The organism is Bacillus sp. LB7, assembly GCF_030449715.1.
GTDB lineage: Bacteria > Bacillota > Bacilli > Bacillales > Bacillaceae > Bacillus > Bacillus paralicheniformis.
In genome coordinates, this window is record NZ_JASGCA010000004.1 from 297,180 (window position 1) to 316,428 (window position 19,249).

A 19,249-nucleotide genomic window follows, 5' to 3' on the forward strand; every position below is an offset into this window, starting at 1 on the left:
AAAACGTTCGGACTCAGGGCATTACTCTTTTACATTGACGATTTTTGCAACTGCGTCTTCTTCTTCGAATTTGCTGTCCAGTTTTGCCGTCAGGACAATGATGAATTTGCGTGCGCGAATGTCCTTATCAACTTCAATCCTGATATTGCGCGAGAAACCGAGAATGATATTTTTCGGATGCGTTAACATAATGTCTGATGCTTCGGCGGCTGCATCTCCTTCTCCGTATGCATACGGCTGAATATTTGAGACCCCTTTAACAGGCACGCCAAAAGCGGTTGAAAGCCCGCCCTGTACGGCCGCATCCCCGAGCGTGGTTTGACGGTCTGCGACGCGGTCTTTCCATTCAATCTCCTGACCGAGCGATGTGTAGAATCTGAATTCCTGCGGAACGCGCATATATTTTGCCGGAACAGCTTTCAGCCCCTGTTTGAAAAGCTGTCGGCTGATTTGCTCCCCGCCTGCATCGACGATGTGGGAGACCGACTGCTTCCGGATCCCGTCAAGCTGAGCAAGGTATGGATCTGAAGACGCGACATCACCGTTGACGATCAGTTCTTCAATATCCACGGCAGCCCGCTCCGCCAGCATTTGCATCAGCGTCTGTTGAAGGCCGTCTTTTTCAATGTTATTTTCGAGCGTGTCATAAGTAATGTTGACTTCGGCAATGACTTCTTTCGCATTCAGCTCGACCGTGCTGGTCACCGGTGCGGTTAATTGGTCCTTCGCCAATGCTTGACCTTCATCTGCCGCTCTTAAAATCCGCTGGCCAAAACCGATTTTTTCAAATTTTTGCGAGTCGTTTTCCATTTGAATCACCCGCGACTCGCTGAAAATTGTCGGTGTGTTTTGCACCATGCGAATAAATGCAGAAGCCTGCGCCGGATTCATTAACCCTCCGCTTTTCAGCGTCGCAAGCGACATCTCGGCTTTACGAATAATCTCTTGATTTCTCATTGTCTTCCTCCTCCAAATTAAAGCAATCCGCTCCAAATCGATTTTTTAACTTCTTCTTCCCCGTCTTTTTCAGCCGCTGCCTGCTTTGAGGCGCCTCTCATCTTTTCGAGCGCTTCAATGCGCGCAATCAGAGGGGCGAGCATGTCCTCGACGATTTCCTTCACATGTGCGTCCTGGTCTGTCTGCTGCTCTTTTTCGTCCGCCGCTTTATCCCCTTCCAAATCGTCAAGACGTTTGAGAAGCGGAGCCAAGACGGCTTCAATCGTTCCTTGAACTTCTGATCGTTTCATCTTTTTTTCTTCCTCTCCCGTTTTTTGTTTGTCGCCGGCAAAAAACTGCTTAAACAGCTGAAAGAAACTGCCGGGCTCATCGGTTTCAGAGCCGGCGCGGGGCGGGTGTTCGACCGTTTCGGCAGTGCCCGCCATGCTGTAGCCGGTGATGCTTCCTTTTTTAATCTGTTCCCAGATTTCATCGCCGGCTTTTGTCACCAGCACCCAAGAGCCTTTCACAATCGTTTCGCCGTTTACTTCAAAATCAGCCGGCGCAACATATGACTCCACGACTTCTCCGACGCCTCCCTGGAAATTGTGATCCTTGTCGATCTTCCGGGCATTTTTCAGAAAACCGTGGGCGGCTTTTTGGATTTCGTCAGCCGTCATAAAATCGCCGTGGGCATCCGCAACGTCCGGCTCGTAGACCACGCCGTAGACGAGTTTCTTTTCATCCTCGGCTTTTGCAATCAGCTTGACTTCCTTTTGAAATGTCGGCGGTTCACTCGACTTCGTCATAAAAAATTTCTTTTTGTTCGCCGCTTTGTCGACATAACTGACGAAATTGATCTTGGCATTTTTAAGCTCTCTCGGCACGAAGTGTTCACCTCCTTTCAGTGATCTGTTTCAATGTCTCGACGGCTTCCTGCAGTTCAGGCAGCAGCGCTCCGGCTTCCGCTTCATTATTCTTTGAGCTTTCCTGGTAAACGAGCGGCCTGCTGAATTCTTCTTCCGGCCATTCATCAAGCGTCTTGCCGAGCACTCTTCCGGCCAGGTCGCGCAAATCATTTGCAGATACCGCTCCCGCTTGAATAAAAGGACCGAGCACTTTTGCAATCTCAAGCGGATCGCGAAAGTCCGGTCCTTTCAGCTGGAGCCTCGCGCGGAAAATGTTTAAATCACGGAGAAACAGCGTATTCAGCTTGCCGATCAATATTTTCCGCTCCGGTTCAAAAACCTGTTCTTCGGTGATTTTGCGGGCGGTATCGGCTGTCGCTCTGTTATATTCATGGGCATCACCGGTGTAGAGCGGCGGGAGCCTGAAGGAAGAGCGGATTTTATTCCGCGTTTTCTCGTCATATTCAAGAAACAGGGCATCTTCCTGCAAAATTTCGGCGAGGGATTTGATATCCACTTTCACCGGCGTAATGTCCTGGCTGCCGTGAATGTCTTTTTCCTGGGCGATCCCCTCCGCTTCGATCAGCAAAAATTTGTGGGCATTTTCAACGCCTTCCAAGTCGTTCATGTATTCCTGCAGCTCTCTGTACGAAGCCTCTGAGAGCATCCCGTTTTCAACCGTAATGACGGCGGGTACGTGCCTGCCTTGTCTGAAGTACATATAATTCAGCTCTTCCGCTTTCCGCGCTCCGTACAGGTTGACGATATTTCCGATCCAGCGCGGAACGCCGTAGACGCCGCTGCCGATTTTAAAATGGATCGCTTCATTCGCGCTTCGTTCAGGCGGAGTCTGTCTGTCAAACGCACCGGTGGTCATATCCATGACGCGTGGATCGCCGTACTCTTTAAAGTACACCTTTCTGCCGTCAATCATCTGAACGTATTTGCGGAACCTTTTTTCCCTTTTGATGTTTTTCAGCGATCCGTTTTCCATGTAGGCGAATTCAACTTCGATCGGTTCTGTCAATCCGCATACGCGCATATTTTTGACATCGAGATATTCAACTCCGGCCGGCTGCCCCGCGCCGTTTCTGAGCACCTCCAAAAACCCGTTTCCCGTTTTTTCGCGGTCCTCTATCATATGGCTTAAAATCGTTTCAGCCGATTCATCGAAATGAAGATGGCGGCAAAAATCTTCAAGCCTTGTCCAATCGGTCTCAGCAGCCTTTTTCTGATCGGGCGTCACATCCGCACCATTAAAATCAAAAGCGTACTCGACATCAAGCCCGAACCCCGCAATATTCGTTTTATAGGCGTCAATACACTGCTGGAGAATGGAAGAATATTCGGCAATGGCTTTCAGTTCTTTCAAATTGTACGGCGGTGCGATAATCTCATCTCCGTAGATCTCCGAAAATTGATCTTCATATATTTGTTTTGTTACAGGCTCGTGAAAACGGGATTTCATGACTTTCGCTCTTACCGTTTGCTGAGTGGACATACACTATCTCCCCCTTTTCCTGTTCGGACGTTTTCTCGCTTCCGGCTCAGCCTTCAAATCGGTGACTTCATAATCATCAAGCGCGTACCATAGCGCGGAAAGCGTGTGCGGATCAAATGTAAACTGATCCTCTTTCAGATTGCCGTCTTGATCCGTCGCATACGTCAGCGGCTGCAATTCGTAGATCGTATTGGCACATCGGTCAGAACAGAATATTTTTTTAAACCGCTTGATTTTTTTCGTATATTGCAGGCGCGAGCCTTGGAACTTGCGGGCCGCGGTCATGTTGAAACCGTTCTGCCTGAAAAACTGGATGCTTTTCGGCTCGGCCGGATCGGCTTTGATCAGCTCCTTCGTAACCGCGAATTCGTTAAGCTCTTCAGCCGTCTTGTCGTCTGTCATTTTATTTTTGTAGTACTCCCAATAAATATAGAGATATTTTTTGTCGGGATCGACGGCCGCCCGGACGACGGCATTGTATGATTCCTCAAATCCGAAATCCATTCCGGTTCTCTTCAGCGGGTTGGAAATGGCGGAGATCCGCCTCATGACCTCCTCATGCTTCATCACTTCAAATTGCGGCAAAACCCTGGTGCCGTTTACCCCGAACCGTCCTTTTCTGGCAATCCGGTACAGGTCAGGGTCATATGCTTTCATATCATCAAGCTGTTTGAGGTAGCTTTTCGGCAAAAACAGGTTGTCATCAGCTGTGGAATGGTGGTAAAACGTATCACCGACGACAGCGACCCGTCTTTCATACAAAACCTCATCATCCAAAATAAACCGCTTGTTCCGCTCGTCCTTGAAAAAGTGTCTGTACGTCCAGTTTGACTGGCTGACAGGGTTTGTCGTCAACATCATATACAGCCTGTGATCAGGATGCCTCAGCCGGCCGATCAGTTCCTTGAAGCCTTCATACTTCACTTCCGAACATTCTTCGATCCAAATCAGCGAGATGTTGTTGACGGATTTCAATTTCGCCGGGTTGTCCATCCCTTTAAAAATAATCCGGCTGCCGTTTGCAAACCTGATGTGCATCGGAGAAGAAACGGCCTCGGCCGCCGTTTGAACACCCAGCTCATCGATAATGGTAGCGAATAAAGAAAAAGTCGAATCCCTGTGTGTTTCAAACACTTCCCTTACCACAAGAGCGGTGCGCTTTTCCTGCAGCAGCTTTAATACGACTTTTAAAGCGGTATGATAGCTTTTCGACGAACCGTATCCGCCGACAAGAAATTGAAACGTCTGATCCCAGTTAAACAAATAATCTTCAAAATGCGGATTGACTTCTTTCATGATCAAGCCGAATCACCTTTTCGGGTGATGACCACTTCCACGGGTCCTGATTCCGCATCTTTGTCGGCTTTTTGTCTGGCGAGCTTCAGCTTCTCATTTTCAATTTTCCGCTTAAATGAATCTGGGAAAAGGTCGAAATACTGCGAGAGCTTCTCGAGCGCCTTCATTTTATCGGCCAGCTTGATTGCGATTCCTTCTTTTCCGAGTTTCGCTTCTGTGATGACTGTGCCATCGACGAGGTCGGAATGTTTCACATCGACAAAGCTGATCTCTTTCATAACCGGATTGTTTTCTTCATCAAACAGCGGTCCGGACTTTCCGACAGCCTGTACCTCTTTTTTGCCGAAAGTTACATAGTCGGTCATATCGGCAAATGCGATTTTCACATAGACTTGGAGAACATCCATCGCCTCAACGAATATCTCCCCTACCATTTCTTTTTTGATGCGCCTGATTTCATCGGCCACCTTTTCGTTTTTTAGAAGCCGGCAGCCTGTCACATGAGCGCTGGCCGGGGAATAGCCCGCTTTTACCGCCGCTTGGGTGGCATTGAAGCTTTTCACATAGTAGATGCAAAACAGCCGCTGCCGTTCATTCAGCCGTTCATTGCGGATGTCTGCTTTTCCTCGGCTCGTATCATCCCCGTTTACAGCCTCTTTCCAGCGGTCGCGGGTTTTCCAAACGCTGACTTTTTGATTTGAAACGCCGAGTTCTCTTGCGATTGCGAGATTCGTAATGTTTCCCCCGTATTGTTGATAGAGACGAAAAGCTTCATCCCTTTTTGGATCCCTTTTCCTTGGCATTGTTCATCTTCACCGCCTCTCATTCTCGGAAACAGTAATATTTCATCGCTATATGAATCTTCCTTTATGAACAGGATGCTTTGTTATTTTTTTCTCTTTTCACTTATAGGTGGCAAACGTATGACAAAAGACAGATATACCGTTATGCCATACAATCGAGAGGCTTTTCGATTTGTTTCGCGATTTTCAGCTGCGCCCGTTTCACATTGGTTTGAACAGTAGACTTTTTGATGCCGAGCATGGCGGCAATCCGCTCGTAGGAAAACTGTTCGACCTTATGTAAAATGAAGATTTCTTTTTCGCGTGCCGTAAGGACAGACAGCGCGGTTTCAATCCGGGCTTTATCGTACGCTGACACTTCCTGAGCCGGTTCAAATGCAATCTGTGCTGAGAACGTGTCGATGATCAGCGGATCTTTCAGAAGCATCCGTTTATAAGCGTCTCGCCTGTCAATCGCCCGTCTGATTCCCGGCTCCCTTCCGTTTTCAAGCCAGTCGATCACATATTCCAAATCGGTCATCATGTTTCTGATCAGTTTTTTATCTTTCAATTGTTCAGCCGTCAGCCCTTGTTCATCTTGATAGGGCCGATACAGCTTTTTCGTGTTTTTCAGCGCTCTTTTATATTCGAAAAGCAAATCTTCCATTTTGTGTACCTCCGTTTTTTTGTAATAAAAAAGGACACCAATCAGCGCACAGTAAGATGTGCATCTGATCAGCGTCCGCAGGCTTTCCGTCTTGGACAAATATTCAAGTTGTAGAACTATAGCTTATAGCCGATTTCAAATTCGACCCTTGCCAGGTCTCCCTTTCTCGTTTCAATGACGGTTTTGCCGTGTTCAGGCGCCTCGGCCTGCCATGCTGTGCCGTTCATTCCGTCAAGAACGATCACTGTCACCTTTCCTTTTTTAAGGCGGCTTGCAACCGTCGTATCGTGGATATCTGTTAACTTTGCCGGATGGTTCATCTATTTTCCTCCTCTTCAAATTCCGCTTTTGCGACGACTTTTTCTAAAATATTCATCAATTGATTCTCAACTGAATCAGAGCGAGCGGGCCGTTTTCGCCTCAAATAGGCAAGCGTGAGCTTCGCTGCAGTCAAAAGTTCGGGAGCCGCGGCGATTAACCGGGCATTTTTTTCCTTGGAATATGCGCTGTAGTCGGCGACTTTGGCAATTAACCGCCCGCTGGAATAAGGAAACCGTTTCTTTTCGGCTTTGCTGTAAGCTGAATAAATGTACAGGTCGGTATTTGTTCTGACGACGCGCCATGGTGACGGGCTGTACGTCGCACTTTCGTTCTTCACGTTGTCTTCCTCACTTTCCGTCTTCTTCGTGCCATCGTTTCATTTGTGCGTCTCTTTTTGCCGCTGTCCAGATGATGAGAATCATCGCTTTTAAACATTTAAGCACCTTGTTTCACCCTTGTTTTCATTTTTGCAATCAGCGCTTCCAGATGTTTGATCACATCCGTCAAATCACCGCTTTCGGCGCGGCAGTTCGGGCAAGCGCGGAAAATCGTTCCGATCCTTGCGTCCTGATGGACTGATTTTCTCCCTTTACATAGCGGACACATCAAACCATCCCCTCCAGTCTATGATTGATGCCGAAAGAGCTCCCGTTCACGATGACGAGAAAGTCCTGGCACATTTCAACCAGCCTCGTTCCGAGCGCTTCGTCGATGCTGACAATTTCTTCAACGCTTAGCTCGCTGGACAGCATGATCGGCTTATGGTTCAAATATCGGTAATTGACGACGGCATAAGTCTGTTCGATCTGCCATTCCGTCGCCCGCGGCCTGCCTCCAACCGGCTTAAACAGGTCATCGAGAAACAGCACCTCGACTCGCTTCATCCGGTTCAGCTTATCCTCAAGCAATGAGAAATCCTGTTTTAAATCATTGAATCCTTCGACAAACGGAAAATAAAGAACGGGTACGAAGAGCTTCCTCATCAGCTCATTGGCGGCGGCCGTCAGCAAATGAGTCTTCCCTGAACCGGGGCGTCCCAAGAGCGCGATGCTGTTTTTGCGGCTTTCCCGGATGTCCCGGTAAGCTTGTACATATTCAACGGCGCATTCATACGCCTCTTTTACAGATTGGTGCTTTCCTTCCGTCTTGAATTGAGCAAAATTTAAGTTTTTAAATTGTTCGGTGATTTCGCTCGTTTTCAACAGCTTTTGCGCTTTCCGCCATTCGCGGCAGGCGCATGATACCCATACTTCCATCGTGCCGCGGCGTTCGATAAATCCGAGTTCATCTTTGCACTTCGGACAGTCATATCGTTTTGCGGCGGATTCTTCCGGTTTGTCCCCCTGTGATAGACGGCTCCTGTTTCTCAGTTCGTCCATGATCTCTTCGATTGTTCTTTTGGGCATTGTTCTCTCTCCTGACAGTTGTTTTCCCTTCCGCTTCAGCCAGCCGGCCGATCATATATTTTTCACAGTAGCTGAAGACCTTGATCGTTTCGTGGCGGCTTCGGCGCCGCGCCTCATACTCTTCAAAGCATTGTTCAAGCCATTTGATTGTTTGCGGAAGAGACACTCCGCGGGCGACAATCCGGGCGATGGCCTTGTAGTCTTTTGACGAGGGATGGACAGGCCTGCCTTCCTGCAAAGACCTTAGGGCGGCAAATCGGTCTGCTATTGTTTTTATGGAAGTCATATTATGTTTTGTGTTGATTTGTGTGATATCTTTATTGGATTGGACAAGGATGTCCGCACGGCCAGTCTCTTCTGTCCGAACAGAACTGCCTGATCGGACATGGCTGGCATAGGCAAATTTCTTTGAATGTCTGACTGACAAAATCATTCCGTAAGGCGCTCTTGTGACTGCAATGTAGCCGTTTCGTTCGAGAAGAGCGAGCCATCTTCTGATCGTTTTTTCGTTGACGCCGAATTGAAGAGCCAGTTCTGCGGCTTTCAGCGGCTTGTTGCCGAGCACGATGCCCCATACCATCCCATCGCGCTCGATTTCCTTTGTTGTTGAACTGATGCACCATAAAAACAGCCAAATGGCATTGCCTATTTTCTCGTAGTGCACAGGTGTTAAAAGCCCAGAGTAAACCGAAAAGGGATAGCTTTGATCGAGCGGACGGGACATTCATCTTCCCCCTTCCTTCTGCCTTTTGCAGTTCAGCCTGAGATACCGTTCATATTGGCCTTTATGATCGAATTGGAAAACAGGCTTGCCGTCTTTCGTAAAAGCGATGAATCCCCCGGCTTCGCCGAGCCGCCATTGATCAAACCGGTCTGAGCTGTAGGAAATCACAATTTTACCCATGCTGCCTCCTTGTGGATGTCCGGCGAGTCCGCCGGGTCTTCGCATTTGCTCTCTGTCTGCTTCCTTTGGATAGCCGTGCGTTCGAATGTGTGTGACCATCGGATGTTCAAGATTCATGACATCGCCTTCTTTCATACAGAGTTTGATCGATACCATATGTATCAACACAGACCTGAAAAAGATCGGGAAACAGCAATCGATCAGGCACTGAGTAAAGCGTTTCGAATTTCAGCATCGTTTCTCTGCCGGGATTGCGTGTTCCCCTTTCGATTTTGCGAACATAAACCTCAGAGAGCCCAAGCCTTTCCGACACTTGCTTTTGGGACCATCCCCTCTTAGAACGCACTTCAATCAACCGTTTTCGCACATGTTCTGACTCCCTGTTTTTGATACAATACGTATCTGATGGTTTGATTATATATGATACACTTCTTATCATCAACACTTTTTTGATACTTTTTTTATCATATGTTTATTTCGATACATTTTGTATCTATAATAGAGATAAACATGCCGAATTGAGGAAGAGAGGTCATTCTATGTTAGGCGGCAGACTGAAGAGCCTGAGAGGAAAACGGACACAGGAAGAAGTGGCAAAGCAGATCGGTGTATCGCGGGCCCGCTACTCCCATTACGAAAACGGAAGAAGCGAGCCGGACTATGAAACATTAAAAAAACTCGCCGATTACTATAAAGTAACGATAGACTATCTGCTGACAGGAATGGAAAAGAAAAAGCCCATTGAAGATGATATCGCAGATCCGGATCTGCAAATTGCATACCGCGACATGCAGGAATTTTCCCCCGAAAGCAGACAGCAGGCCATCGAATTCATTCAATACTTAAAAGAAAAAGAGAAGAAACGAAAGCCCGGAGATAAACAAAACGGATAAATAAGGAATTTTTATTAAACATTTCCTAGTGAGCGCCGATTTAATAGATAAGACGATAAAAAAGGGAAAGATTTGCTAAAGAGGCTGCTCATCGTATATGATAGATTTGCATGAAATTATGACAGCCCCTTTGACGGGCTTTTCTTTCCCGCTAAAAACAGAACATTCGTTCGAAAGGGTGTCTCGTATTGAAGTTTTATTTATCTCACCTAGAAGAATACGTCAAAAATATGTATCAAAAGTTCGGTTTTTTTGAACCCCACCACATTGATATGAATCGCATAGCCGCTCATTTTAACATTTGGATTCACTATGAAAATGTCAACAGCATGATGATTAAGCATGACGGCATGTACAGTATCATTCTCAACAGCAGCCTTTCAAAGGAAAAGCAGTGGGAGGACTTTGCCCATGAACTGTGCCACGTATTAAAGCACGCGGGAAACCAGCTTTATATGAATCAGATGTTCAGGGAGCTGCAGGAATTCCAGGCCAATCAATTTATGTACCATTTTTGCGTCCCTACTTTTATGCTTTTAAAAATGGACTTTCCCCAGCTGCGATGCCAAGCCGCTAAAATGATCGCCGACCTCTTTAAAGTCACGGAATCGTTCGCTGTCAAACGGATCGAGCTCTTTGAAAAGCGGCAAGCCGGGATCCAATTTCATGAGGCGTGGATGGCGAGCCTTTCCCAAGAGAGCGAATCAGCGAATACTGCACGTCTTGAAGAAGAAGACGAACTTGCACGCTACCGCCGGGAAACCCGCCGCCCGTACGCAGCGGCAAACGGCCTCGGCAAATTGGTCGCGGCAGAAAGCCGGCCGGCGTATATGCTTAGAAAATAAAAAACAGCCGGCTCAGCTGCCGGCTGCACTCGGCCCATACGCGATGCGGGCTCCTTCCTTCAAAGCTTTGACATAGCGGATAAACACCTCATTTTGGGACGTTCGCCTGCCCTTTAATGTAAATTGCTCAAACATCGCCTTCCGCTGGGCAGTGCTGATTTCAAATTGCACGCTTAAACCGGTTTGGCAGCGATTGTTGATGCTTGCAGGGTTTGTACCTGAAAGATATCCCCTTTCTGCCGCCAGCTCCGCAGAAAATCCGTGCTTCTCCAATGTCTCCGCGAACATCAAGGCGCGCCTTCGATCTGTCCCCCCGATGAGCGTATGCCGGCGGAAAGGCTCGTCATATCCGTGGAACGCCAGTATGTATCGATGTCCTGCAGCCATTCGCACGGCAAGCGGGCAGTCAAAATGGGCGCTTGTCACATGAAGACTCTTATTGCCACGCTTTTTCAAACCTTCCAATAAATAAACCGATGAACCCGCTGCAAAAGCTCTGACAATTTCACTGATGCCCGGCTCGATCCCGCCCCCGTGGGGAGCCATCACAAGCAGTGCACTCCCTGCATCCCGCGCAGCCACCGAATAATCAGTTCCTTCTATTTCATTTTCTGCCATCTCTGTAAAGCTGCCGTATTGGTCAGTTAAAGCCTGCTTCATCTTTTGATTTTTTGCACCTGCCTGTCCTGTTTTTATGTAGTGTACCGGGAGTCGCGGCGGTTGTAAATATGTTGCCTCTAGGATAATGAAATCTCTAGTAGGTATATAAACCTAAATCTAAAATTGGATATACAGGATGTATTCACCAATACCCTTCCGTAAAGTGGTAAACTCTAAAATGATTGCAACTTTAGTATTAGAGGAGAATGCCATGAAGACTCTGGACGTTCAGGCGCTGCACAAAGCGATTGATCAAACGGTGGAACAATTATAAAATCGGAAAAAGGGAATGGGAAGTTGTGAAATTTGATAATAAGCCTTGAGGTAAGTAGCCAATGGATGAAAATAAATTAAACACCATATATCAAGAAATTGCGGAGACAGTTGTTGAGACTATACCAGAAGATTGGTCAAAGGTTTTGATTTATGGAGAAATTCTTGAAGATGTACAAAAAGGATTCTTTTATTATTATCCTGAAGGAAATGATTCACCGGTATATTGTCATAATATCCCTGAATTTTTTAGGATTGAAAGAGAAGACTATCGAAATCTTTGGAGACAATTAATCAATAACTTAGAAAAGCTATGGTACGAATTTAAGAATAGTGATCAAGAGGCCTGGACGAGTCTCACTATGATCATTCAAAGTGATGGTGAATTTAATATCGACTACGACTATGAGGATTTATCAGATGCTGATGATTATGAAAGAAGAATTGTATGGGAACACAAATATTTAGGACTCTGGCCAGAAGATGAAGATGATAAGGAATTTTTAGAGCAATACCTTGAATCTAATCATGATGAAAAAGAATAGAGAATACAAATGAGATTCAAAAAAGCAATTGAACCAAAATTCGAAAATCACCTAAATCACGAAAATGATTCTTCGGGTAAACACGTCGATTTAAGAACAAACAAATACGAAATATGATTAACAAAGTAAGGTTGCCGGCTGGCAGCCCTTTTTATTTTGGATCCTATCCTCTTGATTGCATCCCTTATGAAAACGCTCCAATTATGTTATATGGTGATTAATTAGTTCTCGAAAAACCCATTAGGAATTTTTCAGAACGCTCTCTTCACTCCCCCATCCACACAAACTTTCCCCCCAAATCTCATTTATCACTCACAACCGGATATTTTTCTGATATCATGAATATACACTGCATGATTAGGAATGAATGTTTAATGATTAAAAAAACTCTCGGTACCATGCTCGCAGTGACTCTGATCTTTCTGTTGATCCTCACTGTGTTTACGCTCTTATTCGGGTCTTATTATTTCGGCGTTGCCGGTTTTTTCGCGATTTTCGGCGTGACATACGAATCGCCCTGGTCGCTCTTCTGGTATATCCTTTTATCCTTTGGCCTCGGCGCGCTGTTTGAAATCCCGGAAAAAATTTTGAGCTTTATGATCGGGCATAAAGCCGTGACCTTTATGATCGAATGTTTTTTTACGTGGCTTGCCATCCATCTCGCTGATGAATTAATGGACAGCATCACCATCCCGCTGGATGTCGAAATTATCGCCTGTCTGTTTTTATTCGTCATTCAGCTGGCATTTGAAGACAACAAAGAAAGAAACCGGACATACGAAGATTGAGGAACATTCCGGCGAAGGGAGAACAGAACAGTGACGTTTTATCGTTTTAATGGCCGGATTGTTTCTTTTGATTCAACTCAAGTGACCGTTTCGAAGGAAAATGTTCGGCTATATTTTTTTGGCCGTTTATTTAACAGTGCTCGCACTCTATACCCTCAATTCCACTTTTGTTCACCTCATATCTGACAGCTTATTGTCGATTTTGGCAGTGATCGCAGTGGCGCCGCTGCTTGCCGGCTTTCTGAAGCCGTCAGCGGATTCCCGGTGAACCGAATATGGACAAATCGTCCTTTTTCTAAAATAGGCCTTCAAAAAGGGTCTTTTTTTTCGTTAAAATTATATAGACCGATCAGTATAAAACGATAAGGGAATGATAGAATGGCAGAAAAAATGAGCAGCCGCGACAAAATATTGCGGGCGGCTTCACGATTGTTCCGCAAACAAGGCTACCATGCCACAGGTCTGAACCAAATCACAGCCGAAAGCGGAGCGCCGCGGGGATCGCTTTATTATTATTTTCCCGGCGGCAAAGAAGAGCTGGCGCAAGAGGCGATTCAATTAACCGGAGAAAGAATCAAAGCGTATATATTGTCAGCGATCAGCCATGAAGCTGATCCTGTCAAGGCGTTTCAATCTTATATCAAGATGATGGCTGACGGAATCGAGGAATACATCATCGAAGAAAACGATGATATTCCGATCGTATCCGTCGCCGCAGAAACGTGGTCGTTCAGTGAGAAGCTCCGCCAAACGTGTGAACAGGTTTACCAAGATTGGCAGCTTGTCTATCAGGATAAACTGCTCCAGTCAGGCTATGCGCCGGAAACGGCCGAGACGCTGAGCGTCGCGATACAAGCGATGATTGAGGGGGCTTATGTGCTCTCAGTGACGAAAAAAAACGGCAGGCCCCTCAGTGCAGCCGCCGAACAGATTCCTTTTTTACTAAAACGATCATAAAGGGTGGAAAATGAAAATGGAACAAGCTAAAAAAGGCTCCTTCATGATTATCGCAATCTTAATCGTCGGAAATTTTCTCGCTCTGATTAATGAGACGGTCATGAATGTAGCTTTGCCGAAGATCATTGACGATTTCGGCATTTCAGCGAATACGGCCCAGTGGCTGTCAACCGGATATATGCTCATGATCGGCATCGCTGTGCCGATTACCGCGTTTTTAATGCAGCGCTTTACGACAAGGCAGCTGTTTCTGTCTGCGATGGCGTTATTCACAGCGGGAACCTTTCTGGCCGGAATCGCTCCGGTCTTCCCGCTCGTTCTCGCCGGACGGATCATCCAGGGCTCAGGGACAGGTTTGATATTGCCGCTTGTCATGAATGTGATATTGACTTTGATTCCGCCGCAAAAACGCGGAACGATGACCGGAATCCTCACGCTCGTTATTTTATTTGCCCCGGCGATCGGACCGGTCATCTCAGGCTATATTGTCGAGCATTATTCATGGCGGGTTGTTTTCTTCATGATGCTGCCAGTATCGGTTTTCATGATTTTTTATGCGGCGTTCCGCCTCAAAAATGTAACCGAACTGACGTATCCGAAAATAGACATATTATCGATCTTTTTATCGACTGCCGGGTTTGGCGGAATCGTTTTCGGCTTCAGCAACGCCGGGGAAGCAGCGGGCTGGAGCAGCCCGAAAGTGATCATCGGACTGGCGGCCGGTGTCATCGGATTAATATTGTTCGTCATGCGCCAGCTCAAATTGAAAGTGCCGATGCTAGATATGAGGCCGTTTCGTTCAAAAATATTTTCCGTCTCAGTTATCCTGATGTGGATCGTGATGATGCTGCAGTTTTCGATGATGCTGATTTTGCCGCTTTACTTCCAGATGGCGCTTGAGCTTTCACCGCTTTATACGGGCATTCTTATGCTGCCGGGCGGCCTTGTTCTGGCGATGACATCCCTTGTTGCAGGACGCCTGTTTGATAAGCTTGGCTTTAAACCGCTGCTGATCACCGGATTGATGATTGTGATTGCCATCCTTTCGCTGTTTACGAATATTTCAAGCGATACGCCGATGGCGGCCGGAATGATGCTGTACGCCGGCTTCACACTCGGCGTCGGGTTGACGATGGCTCCGATTATGACGCTCGGTTTAAACCAGGTGCCAAAACCGCTGTACCCGCATGGCTCGGCGATTATGAATACGGTCAATCAAGTGTCAGGGGCCATCGGTCCGGCATTGTACACGACAATTCTGACGACCGTTTCGAATCGCTTTATCGCGCATTCTCCAGGAGCCAGCCGTCAGGAGCTGCACATGCAAGGCATGACAGAAGGCGTTCATATGGTTTATTTCGTAGCCATCGTCTTTGCAGCAGCTGCTCTTGTGATTTCTGTTTTTGTGAAAAGCAGTCGCGGGGAACATCATCCAGCATAAACATCATCCATCAAAAAAATGCAGGAGGCGTTTCATGCCTCCTGCATTTTTTGATATTAGTTTAAAATTTTGACCTTTACGGTTTTGACGCCCCAGTTGAAAGCGTCTTTTTTATCTGGAATAAATACGTCTATTTTATGGCCTTTAATGGCGCCTCCGGTATCTTCAGCCGTCGCTTCGCCATAGCCTTCCACATATACTTTCGTACCGAGCGGAATCACGCTTGGATCAACCGCGATGACTTTTGCGTCACGGTTCGCATTCAGGTCGACGCCTGTTTTTGTGATGCCTGAAATGCCCCCGTCATTTGCCGTATACGCAGTTGCTGTCACTGTGATTTCCTTTTGCACGTTGACTGGCTGATCGATTTGTTTTTGCGCGGACTCTTGTTTCAGAGGCGCTGCTGTTACTGCAGCCTCTCCTGCTTGTCCGTTTATCGCAATCGTATGCCCTGCAATAATCAGGTCTGACTTCAGATTATTCCGTTTTTGAAGATCGCTTACAGTCACACCGAACTCTTTTGCGATTTTTGAGAGCGTGTCCCCTGGCTGAACGGTGTACTGCTTTTCTTCAGATTTTTCTTCTTGAGAAGAAATGTTCAGCTTTTGACCCGGTAAAATCAGATCTGATGAAAGCTGATTCCATTTTTTTAAGTCCTTGAGGTTCATTCCGTAGTTTTGAGAAATCCCCCAGAGCGTGTCTCCTTTTTGAACTTCGATTTCTTTTGCTGAGGCAGTCGCTCCGAATGCAGTCGCCGACATAGCTGCGGCTGCAGCCAAGGACATGATTGTCTTCTTCATAAGTTAAATCCTCCCTTGTTAGCCCTTTTGAAACTAACAGGGAAAATCGTAACACAGCAAAATGTCATCGCTATGACAGATTGATGCGAATTTCGTTACAGTTTTTTTACTGGTAAAGTTTGATTTTATATAAAATTCTGATTTTTAACAACATTATTCCTTGATGTTTCAGACGTCCTCTTTCCTGCTTTTGACGCTGGTCAAGCTGGAATTCTTTTTCAGTATAAGATGGTTTTTCTTCTATGTTTATGAGAGGAGAAATTCGGGAATACGAATCAATAGACGCAAATTATTTTCCTGAACACATAACCCCAGTCGCTTTTACGTCGTCATATATAAGAAAACAGCGGAGGAAAATTTTTCTCGCAAATCTCTTGTAATCTATCTGTAATTATTGTAACATTTGTAATATAAGAGATATATTTAAGGAGAGAGGAACATGAAAAAGTTAATCGTTTGTTTATTAGCTGTTTTACTCATCTTACCTGCCGGAGCATCTCTCGCAGCGAAAAACCAAACATCAGGGAATTTAACAAATAAACAAGTCATGCAAATGACCTTGCAGGCACGGGAGCACTTTTGGAATACGATGAGCGGCCACAATCCAAAAGCGAAAAACTCAACTTGCCAAACCGAAACATTTGAATACCGTGGTCTTCCATATACGTATATGTGCAGTGAATTCAGCACAAAAGCAAAATTAACAGATTACTTGACGCCGGTTTTCACAAAAGACGCCATTAAAAAAGGATTTGAAAAATACAACATTATGTCTTATAAAGGAAAAATGGCCGTTCCTGTCGGCGATGGGGACAACCTCTTAGGATGGGACAAGGCAAAAATCAAACTGATTTCTCAAAAAAACAATACCCGCACCTATGAATTTTCCGTACCGGCATTGGACGGATCAGTGACTGCGAAAAGAAAGATCACGTTTGTGAAAGAAGACAATAAATGGAAAATCAATCAGCTCGATGCTGCCATCTAAACGAAAAAAGCTAATGTCTAAAAACGGACATTAGCTTTTTTCCGTCAAACGGTCAGCTCAACGATGTTGCCGTCAGGATCCAGGATGACGCTTTCATAATACCCGTCACCCGTGACGCGCGGCTTTCCGGTAACCTGGTATCCTTCCTTTTCAAAGCGGCTCGTCATCTCGTCAACCTCTTGCCGCGACCCTAAGGAAAACGCCATATGTGCATAGCCGCAAGCGTTTTCCTCTCCTTTTGCAAGGTCGGGACGTCTCATCAGCTCAAGCCGTGTTCCCGATTCAAACTGAATGAAATATGATTCGAAATGCTTTTTCGGGTTGACGTATTTTTCATTCGCCTTTCCGTGAAAAAACCGGGTATAAAAATCTTTCATTTCCTCTAAATTGTTCGTCCATATAGCGATGTGTTCGATTTTCATAAAATTTCCCTCCCGTTACATCATACCATATAGACCCTCTGCCTTTTTTTACACCTTTTTAAATTGATAAGTATTCATAAAAATCCCGATGCAGATCATGAAGGCACCGATCAGGATGCTGATTGTGACCGGTTCATGCAGCTGCAGCCAGCCGAATAAAAGGCCTAATACGGGAACGAACATTAAAGCCATCGATGCTTTTGTCGCTTCGATTTGATTCAGGATCCAAAACCAAATGACGAACGTCAAAGCCGTAGAGAATAAACCGTTAAATAAAAGAGACAAGATCGCTTCATTTGACCAGTGAATCGGCCGGGACGGTTCCAGTATAAAAGAGAAGATCAATAACATCACCGCCCCTGTGAGAAGCTGCCATGCATTCATATGAATCATATCTGTATCCTTAAATTTCAGTTTGCTGTAAACATTGGCAACGCCCCAGCTGAGCGCTGCGATTAAAACACAAAGCTCGCCAAATATGACGTTTTGATCAACATTCAGAATCCCTCCCCCTAATATAAATAAAAGACCGATCAAACCGGAAAATAAACCGAGCATTTTATACACATTGATTTTCTCGTTTAATTTAAAATGACTGATGACAGTGACAAAAATCGGCATGGTGTACACCAAAACAGACGTTTTTCCCGAATCGACAAACTGCATGCCGTAAGTTAACACCCCCATATAACCTAAACCCATCAACAAACTCATCACCAGATAATGCTTGATATGCTCCTTTCCTATTGAACGCTTCTTTCCTTTGATCAAGAGAATCGCAAACAAAGGAATGGCTCCAATGAACAGCCGCAGTGCCGAAAATAAAACAGGGGGAATGTCAGTGATTGCGATTTTCATCGTCACCCAGGTATACCCCCAAATAAGCGTTACAGAGATGATCCCCAAAAGTACTTTAAACATAAACCGTCACCTTTCTTCTTTGTTTCATGTACAGTCTATGCTATATTGACTTATAACTGAAATATATTTTTATTATTGGAGGTATAACCATTTGGTTATGAATATGAACAGCCTTCACATCTTTGTGAAAGTCGCGGAGACACTAAATATGACAGAAGCCGCCAACGAGCTGTATATTTCACAGCCGGCCGTGAGCAAAGCCATAAAAACGATGGAAACGTCGCTCGGGGTCAAATTGTTGATTCGGGATAAACAAAACAAGTTAAAGCTGACTGACGCGGGAAAGGAAATCGTCGTACTGGCCAGACAGATGATCGTGATTGAAAACAAAATATACCAGGTGGCCGATCAAGAAAATCATCTGCTCAGAGGGAAAGTCAAAGTCGGCTCGTTTCCCGCCGTCTCAGCGAATATTTTGCCTCAGGCTATCGCCTCCTTCAGATCAAAGTATCCGCTCGTACAAATCGAGCTGGTCGAGGGAACCTCCGACCAAATCAAACAATGGGTCGAAACTCGCCTGGTTGATCTAGGCATCGTCGCCTCTCCCTTTGACGGTTTCGAAAGTCAAGTATTGTTTCAAGACCGGATGGCGGCCGTCATCCCTGAGCACTATCGTCACTTAAAAGACGCACCATTCATTGATCTGAAAAAACATCAAAATGAATTGATTTTTTGTAAAGGCGGGCACGAAATTGCGGTATCTCAAATCTTTCAAAAACACTGCCTCGAATTAAAAGAAAATCTGACTGTGCAAAACGCGGAAACATTGGTCAATATGGTCAATAACAACTTGGGGATCGGCTTGATTTCTAACTTTTCGCTTTCTTCCGTGTCCCATCAGTTGATCAAAAAAGACATCTCTCCTCAAATTATCCGCGAGGTCGGCATGATTACACCTTCATTTGCAGAAGCAACACCGGCGGCTGCCGAGTTTATGAAAATGATCATCGAATCGGAAACGGCCCGGTCATTTTCGTAAACAGAAAAACGCCTCA

26 protein-coding genes are annotated in these 19,249 nt (G+C 45.8%); 9 read left to right on the plus strand and 17 right to left on the minus strand.

The genetic code is table 11. From position 1 onward, the window contains the following. Positions 1-21: 21 nt before the first annotated feature. From QMZ64_RS08090 to QMZ64_RS08150, 13 genes are all read right to left on the minus strand, one after another. Positions 22-957, minus strand: coding sequence for a phage major capsid protein (locus tag QMZ64_RS08090; protein WP_265627281.1), 936 nt, complete (start codon positions 955-957; stop codon positions 22-24). A gap of 17 nt (positions 958-974) precedes the next feature. After that, the gene (locus QMZ64_RS08095) at positions 975-1,823 is read right to left on the minus strand and encodes an XkdF-like putative serine protease domain-containing protein (RefSeq protein WP_265627282.1); all 849 of its coding nucleotides are present in this window, start codon (positions 1,821-1,823) and stop codon (positions 975-977) included. Positions 1,824-1,830: 7 nt separating this feature from the next. After that, positions 1,831-3,345: a phage portal protein gene (locus QMZ64_RS08100; RefSeq protein ID WP_265627283.1), complete on the minus strand. Its 1,515-nt coding sequence runs from the start codon at positions 3,343-3,345 to the stop codon at positions 1,831-1,833. A 3-nt stretch (positions 3,346-3,348) separates the two neighbouring features. Beyond that, positions 3,349-4,647, minus strand: coding sequence for a PBSX family phage terminase large subunit (locus QMZ64_RS08105; protein WP_265627284.1), 1,299 nt, complete (start codon positions 4,645-4,647; stop codon positions 3,349-3,351). Beyond that, positions 4,644-5,444, minus strand: coding sequence for a terminase small subunit (locus QMZ64_RS08110; RefSeq protein WP_265627285.1), 801 nt, complete (start codon positions 5,442-5,444; stop codon positions 4,644-4,646). The genes QMZ64_RS08105 and QMZ64_RS08110 overlap by 4 nt, the downstream gene beginning before the upstream one ends. 142 nt (positions 5,445-5,586) lie before the next feature. After that, entirely contained in the window at positions 5,587-6,090 is a 504-nt protein-coding gene (locus QMZ64_RS08115; protein WP_265627286.1) for a sigma-70 family RNA polymerase sigma factor, read from the minus strand. A 116-nt stretch (positions 6,091-6,206) separates the two neighbouring features. After that, positions 6,207-6,410 carry an XtrA/YqaO family protein gene (locus QMZ64_RS08120; RefSeq protein ID WP_165426741.1) on the minus strand — a complete coding sequence of 68 codons (204 nt, stop codon included), beginning with the start codon at positions 6,408-6,410 and terminating at the stop codon, positions 6,207-6,209. Then, positions 6,407-6,748: a hypothetical protein gene (locus QMZ64_RS08125; RefSeq protein WP_265627287.1), complete on the minus strand. Its 342-nt coding sequence runs from the start codon at positions 6,746-6,748 to the stop codon at positions 6,407-6,409. The genes QMZ64_RS08120 and QMZ64_RS08125 overlap by 4 nt, the downstream gene beginning before the upstream one ends. A gap of 98 nt (positions 6,749-6,846) precedes the next feature. Next, positions 6,847-7,017 (minus strand): hypothetical protein, encoded by a 171-nt coding sequence (locus QMZ64_RS08130; RefSeq protein WP_265627288.1) that lies wholly within the window; start codon positions 7,015-7,017, stop codon positions 6,847-6,849. Continuing rightward, positions 7,017-7,817, minus strand: a complete 801-nt coding sequence (locus tag QMZ64_RS08135; RefSeq protein ID WP_265627289.1) for an ATP-binding protein — start codon at positions 7,815-7,817, stop codon at positions 7,017-7,019. Before QMZ64_RS08135 ends, QMZ64_RS08130 begins: the two co-directional genes overlap by 1 nt. Then, positions 7,717-8,541, minus strand: a complete 825-nt coding sequence (locus tag QMZ64_RS08140) for a helix-turn-helix domain-containing protein (RefSeq protein WP_265627290.1) — start codon at positions 8,539-8,541, stop codon at positions 7,717-7,719. Before QMZ64_RS08140 ends, QMZ64_RS08135 begins: the two co-directional genes overlap by 101 nt. Beyond that, positions 8,542-8,838, minus strand: coding sequence for a hypothetical protein (locus tag QMZ64_RS08145; protein ID WP_265627291.1), 297 nt, complete (start codon positions 8,836-8,838; stop codon positions 8,542-8,544). It abuts the gene before it with no gap. Further along, complete coding sequence (locus tag QMZ64_RS08150; protein WP_265627833.1) at positions 8,828-9,160, minus strand: helix-turn-helix transcriptional regulator; 333 nt, start codon at positions 9,158-9,160, stop codon at positions 8,828-8,830. Before QMZ64_RS08150 ends, QMZ64_RS08145 begins: the two co-directional genes overlap by 11 nt. A 100-nt stretch (positions 9,161-9,260) precedes the next feature. Between QMZ64_RS08150 and xre the strand changes: the two genes are divergently transcribed. Beyond that, on the plus strand, positions 9,261-9,614 hold the full coding sequence (gene xre, locus QMZ64_RS08155) for an HTH-type transcriptional regulator Xre (RefSeq protein ID WP_265627292.1): 354 nt from the start codon (positions 9,261-9,263) through the stop codon (positions 9,612-9,614). Positions 9,615-9,802: 188 nt separating this feature from the next. Next, complete coding sequence (locus QMZ64_RS08160) at positions 9,803-10,459, plus strand: ImmA/IrrE family metallo-endopeptidase (RefSeq protein WP_165426734.1); 657 nt, start codon at positions 9,803-9,805, stop codon at positions 10,457-10,459. Positions 10,460-10,471: 12 nt separating this feature from the next. Here the strand turns inward: QMZ64_RS08160 and QMZ64_RS08165 are convergent, their stop codons facing one another. Next, entirely contained in the window at positions 10,472-11,119 is a 648-nt protein-coding gene (locus QMZ64_RS08165; RefSeq protein WP_243939785.1) for a poly-gamma-glutamate hydrolase family protein, read from the minus strand. Between the two features lie 335 nt (positions 11,120-11,454). On the opposite strand from QMZ64_RS08165, the gene QMZ64_RS08170 reads away from it, so the two are divergent. From QMZ64_RS08170 to QMZ64_RS08190, 5 genes are all read left to right on the plus strand, one after another. Then, positions 11,455-11,937, plus strand: a complete 483-nt coding sequence (locus QMZ64_RS08170; protein ID WP_265627293.1) for an immunity protein YezG family protein — start codon at positions 11,455-11,457, stop codon at positions 11,935-11,937. A gap of 374 nt (positions 11,938-12,311) precedes the next feature. Further along, positions 12,312-12,725 carry a regulatory YrvL family protein gene (locus QMZ64_RS08175; protein ID WP_023856707.1) on the plus strand — a complete coding sequence of 138 codons (414 nt, stop codon included), beginning with the start codon at positions 12,312-12,314 and terminating at the stop codon, positions 12,723-12,725. Positions 12,726-12,825: 100 nt separating this feature from the next. After that, positions 12,826-12,993, plus strand: a complete 168-nt coding sequence (locus QMZ64_RS08180) for a hypothetical protein (protein ID WP_301441228.1) — start codon at positions 12,826-12,828, stop codon at positions 12,991-12,993. 110 nt (positions 12,994-13,103) lie between these two features. Further along, positions 13,104-13,682 carry a TetR/AcrR family transcriptional regulator gene (locus QMZ64_RS08185; RefSeq protein ID WP_265627294.1) on the plus strand — a complete coding sequence of 193 codons (579 nt, stop codon included), beginning with the start codon at positions 13,104-13,106 and terminating at the stop codon, positions 13,680-13,682. 16 nt (positions 13,683-13,698) lie between these two features. Then, positions 13,699-15,123: a DHA2 family efflux MFS transporter permease subunit gene (locus QMZ64_RS08190; RefSeq protein ID WP_265627295.1), complete on the plus strand. Its 1,425-nt coding sequence runs from the start codon at positions 13,699-13,701 to the stop codon at positions 15,121-15,123. 56 nt (positions 15,124-15,179) lie between these two features. Here the strand turns inward: QMZ64_RS08190 and QMZ64_RS08195 are convergent, their stop codons facing one another. Further along, entirely contained in the window at positions 15,180-15,923 is a 744-nt protein-coding gene (locus tag QMZ64_RS08195) for a LysM peptidoglycan-binding and 3D domain-containing protein (protein WP_243939776.1), read from the minus strand. 439 nt (positions 15,924-16,362) lie between these two features. Between QMZ64_RS08195 and QMZ64_RS08200 the strand changes: the two genes are divergently transcribed. Continuing rightward, entirely contained in the window at positions 16,363-16,911 is a 549-nt protein-coding gene (locus QMZ64_RS08200; RefSeq protein WP_243939774.1) for an IseA DL-endopeptidase inhibitor family protein, read from the plus strand. A gap of 44 nt (positions 16,912-16,955) precedes the next feature. Here the strand turns inward: QMZ64_RS08200 and QMZ64_RS08205 are convergent, their stop codons facing one another. Both QMZ64_RS08205 and QMZ64_RS08210 read right to left on the minus strand, forming a co-directional pair. Beyond that, positions 16,956-17,333, minus strand: a complete 378-nt coding sequence (locus tag QMZ64_RS08205; RefSeq protein WP_243939772.1) for a VOC family protein — start codon at positions 17,331-17,333, stop codon at positions 16,956-16,958. Between the two features lie 48 nt (positions 17,334-17,381). Then, positions 17,382-18,254, minus strand: coding sequence for a DMT family transporter (locus QMZ64_RS08210; RefSeq protein WP_265627296.1), 873 nt, complete (start codon positions 18,252-18,254; stop codon positions 17,382-17,384). A 91-nt stretch (positions 18,255-18,345) separates the two neighbouring features. Here QMZ64_RS08210 and QMZ64_RS08215 point away from each other — a divergent pair, with 91 nt between their 5' ends. Next, entirely contained in the window at positions 18,346-19,233 is an 888-nt protein-coding gene (locus QMZ64_RS08215; RefSeq protein WP_265627297.1) for a LysR family transcriptional regulator, read from the plus strand. Positions 19,234-19,249 lie beyond the last annotated feature (16 nt).

What these genes read in the sequence shown, in the direction of transcription:
- QMZ64_RS08090 (WP_265627281.1), bottom strand. Translation starts at nt 957, where the DNA reads ATGAGAAATCAAGAGATTATTCGTAAAGCCGAGATGTCGCTTGCGACG.
- QMZ64_RS08100 (WP_265627283.1), bottom strand. Translation starts at nt 3,345, where the DNA reads ATGTCCACTCAGCAAACGGTAAGAGCGAAAGTCATGAAATCCCGTTTT.
- QMZ64_RS08110 (WP_265627285.1), bottom strand. Translation starts at nt 5,444, where the DNA reads ATGCCAAGGAAAAGGGATCCAAAAAGGGATGAAGCTTTTCGTCTCTAT.
- QMZ64_RS08115 (WP_265627286.1), bottom strand. Translation starts at nt 6,090, where the DNA reads ATGGAAGATTTGCTTTTCGAATATAAAAGAGCGCTGAAAAACACGAAA.
- QMZ64_RS08120 (WP_165426741.1), bottom strand. Translation starts at nt 6,410, where the DNA reads ATGAACCATCCGGCAAAGTTAACAGATATCCACGATACGACGGTTGCA.
- QMZ64_RS08130 (WP_265627288.1), bottom strand. Translation starts at nt 7,017, where the DNA reads ATGTGTCCGCTATGTAAAGGGAGAAAATCAGTCCATCAGGACGCAAGG.
- QMZ64_RS08135 (WP_265627289.1), bottom strand. Translation starts at nt 7,817, where the DNA reads ATGCCCAAAAGAACAATCGAAGAGATCATGGACGAACTGAGAAACAGG.
- QMZ64_RS08140 (WP_265627290.1), bottom strand. Translation starts at nt 8,541, where the DNA reads ATGTCCCGTCCGCTCGATCAAAGCTATCCCTTTTCGGTTTACTCTGGG.
- QMZ64_RS08145 (WP_265627291.1), bottom strand. Translation starts at nt 8,838, where the DNA reads ATGAATCTTGAACATCCGATGGTCACACACATTCGAACGCACGGCTAT.
- QMZ64_RS08150 (WP_265627833.1), bottom strand. Translation starts at nt 9,160, where the DNA reads ATGATAAGAAGTGTATCATATATAATCAAACCATCAGATACGTATTGT.
- xre (WP_265627292.1), top strand. Translation starts at nt 9,261, where the DNA reads ATGTTAGGCGGCAGACTGAAGAGCCTGAGAGGAAAACGGACACAGGAA.
- QMZ64_RS08165 (WP_243939785.1), bottom strand. Translation starts at nt 11,119, where the DNA reads ATGAAGCAGGCTTTAACTGACCAATACGGCAGCTTTACAGAGATGGCA.
- QMZ64_RS08170 (WP_265627293.1), top strand. Translation starts at nt 11,455, where the DNA reads ATGGATGAAAATAAATTAAACACCATATATCAAGAAATTGCGGAGACA.
- QMZ64_RS08175 (WP_023856707.1), top strand. Translation starts at nt 12,312, where the DNA reads ATGATTAAAAAAACTCTCGGTACCATGCTCGCAGTGACTCTGATCTTT.
- QMZ64_RS08180 (WP_301441228.1), top strand. Translation starts at nt 12,826, where the DNA reads ATGTTCGGCTATATTTTTTTGGCCGTTTATTTAACAGTGCTCGCACTC.
- QMZ64_RS08185 (WP_265627294.1), top strand. Translation starts at nt 13,104, where the DNA reads ATGGCAGAAAAAATGAGCAGCCGCGACAAAATATTGCGGGCGGCTTCA.
- QMZ64_RS08190 (WP_265627295.1), top strand. Translation starts at nt 13,699, where the DNA reads ATGGAACAAGCTAAAAAAGGCTCCTTCATGATTATCGCAATCTTAATC.
- QMZ64_RS08195 (WP_243939776.1), bottom strand. Translation starts at nt 15,923, where the DNA reads ATGAAGAAGACAATCATGTCCTTGGCTGCAGCCGCAGCTATGTCGGCG.
- QMZ64_RS08200 (WP_243939774.1), top strand. Translation starts at nt 16,363, where the DNA reads ATGAAAAAGTTAATCGTTTGTTTATTAGCTGTTTTACTCATCTTACCT.
- QMZ64_RS08205 (WP_243939772.1), bottom strand. Translation starts at nt 17,333, where the DNA reads ATGAAAATCGAACACATCGCTATATGGACGAACAATTTAGAGGAAATG.
- QMZ64_RS08210 (WP_265627296.1), bottom strand. Translation starts at nt 18,254, where the DNA reads ATGTTTAAAGTACTTTTGGGGATCATCTCTGTAACGCTTATTTGGGGG.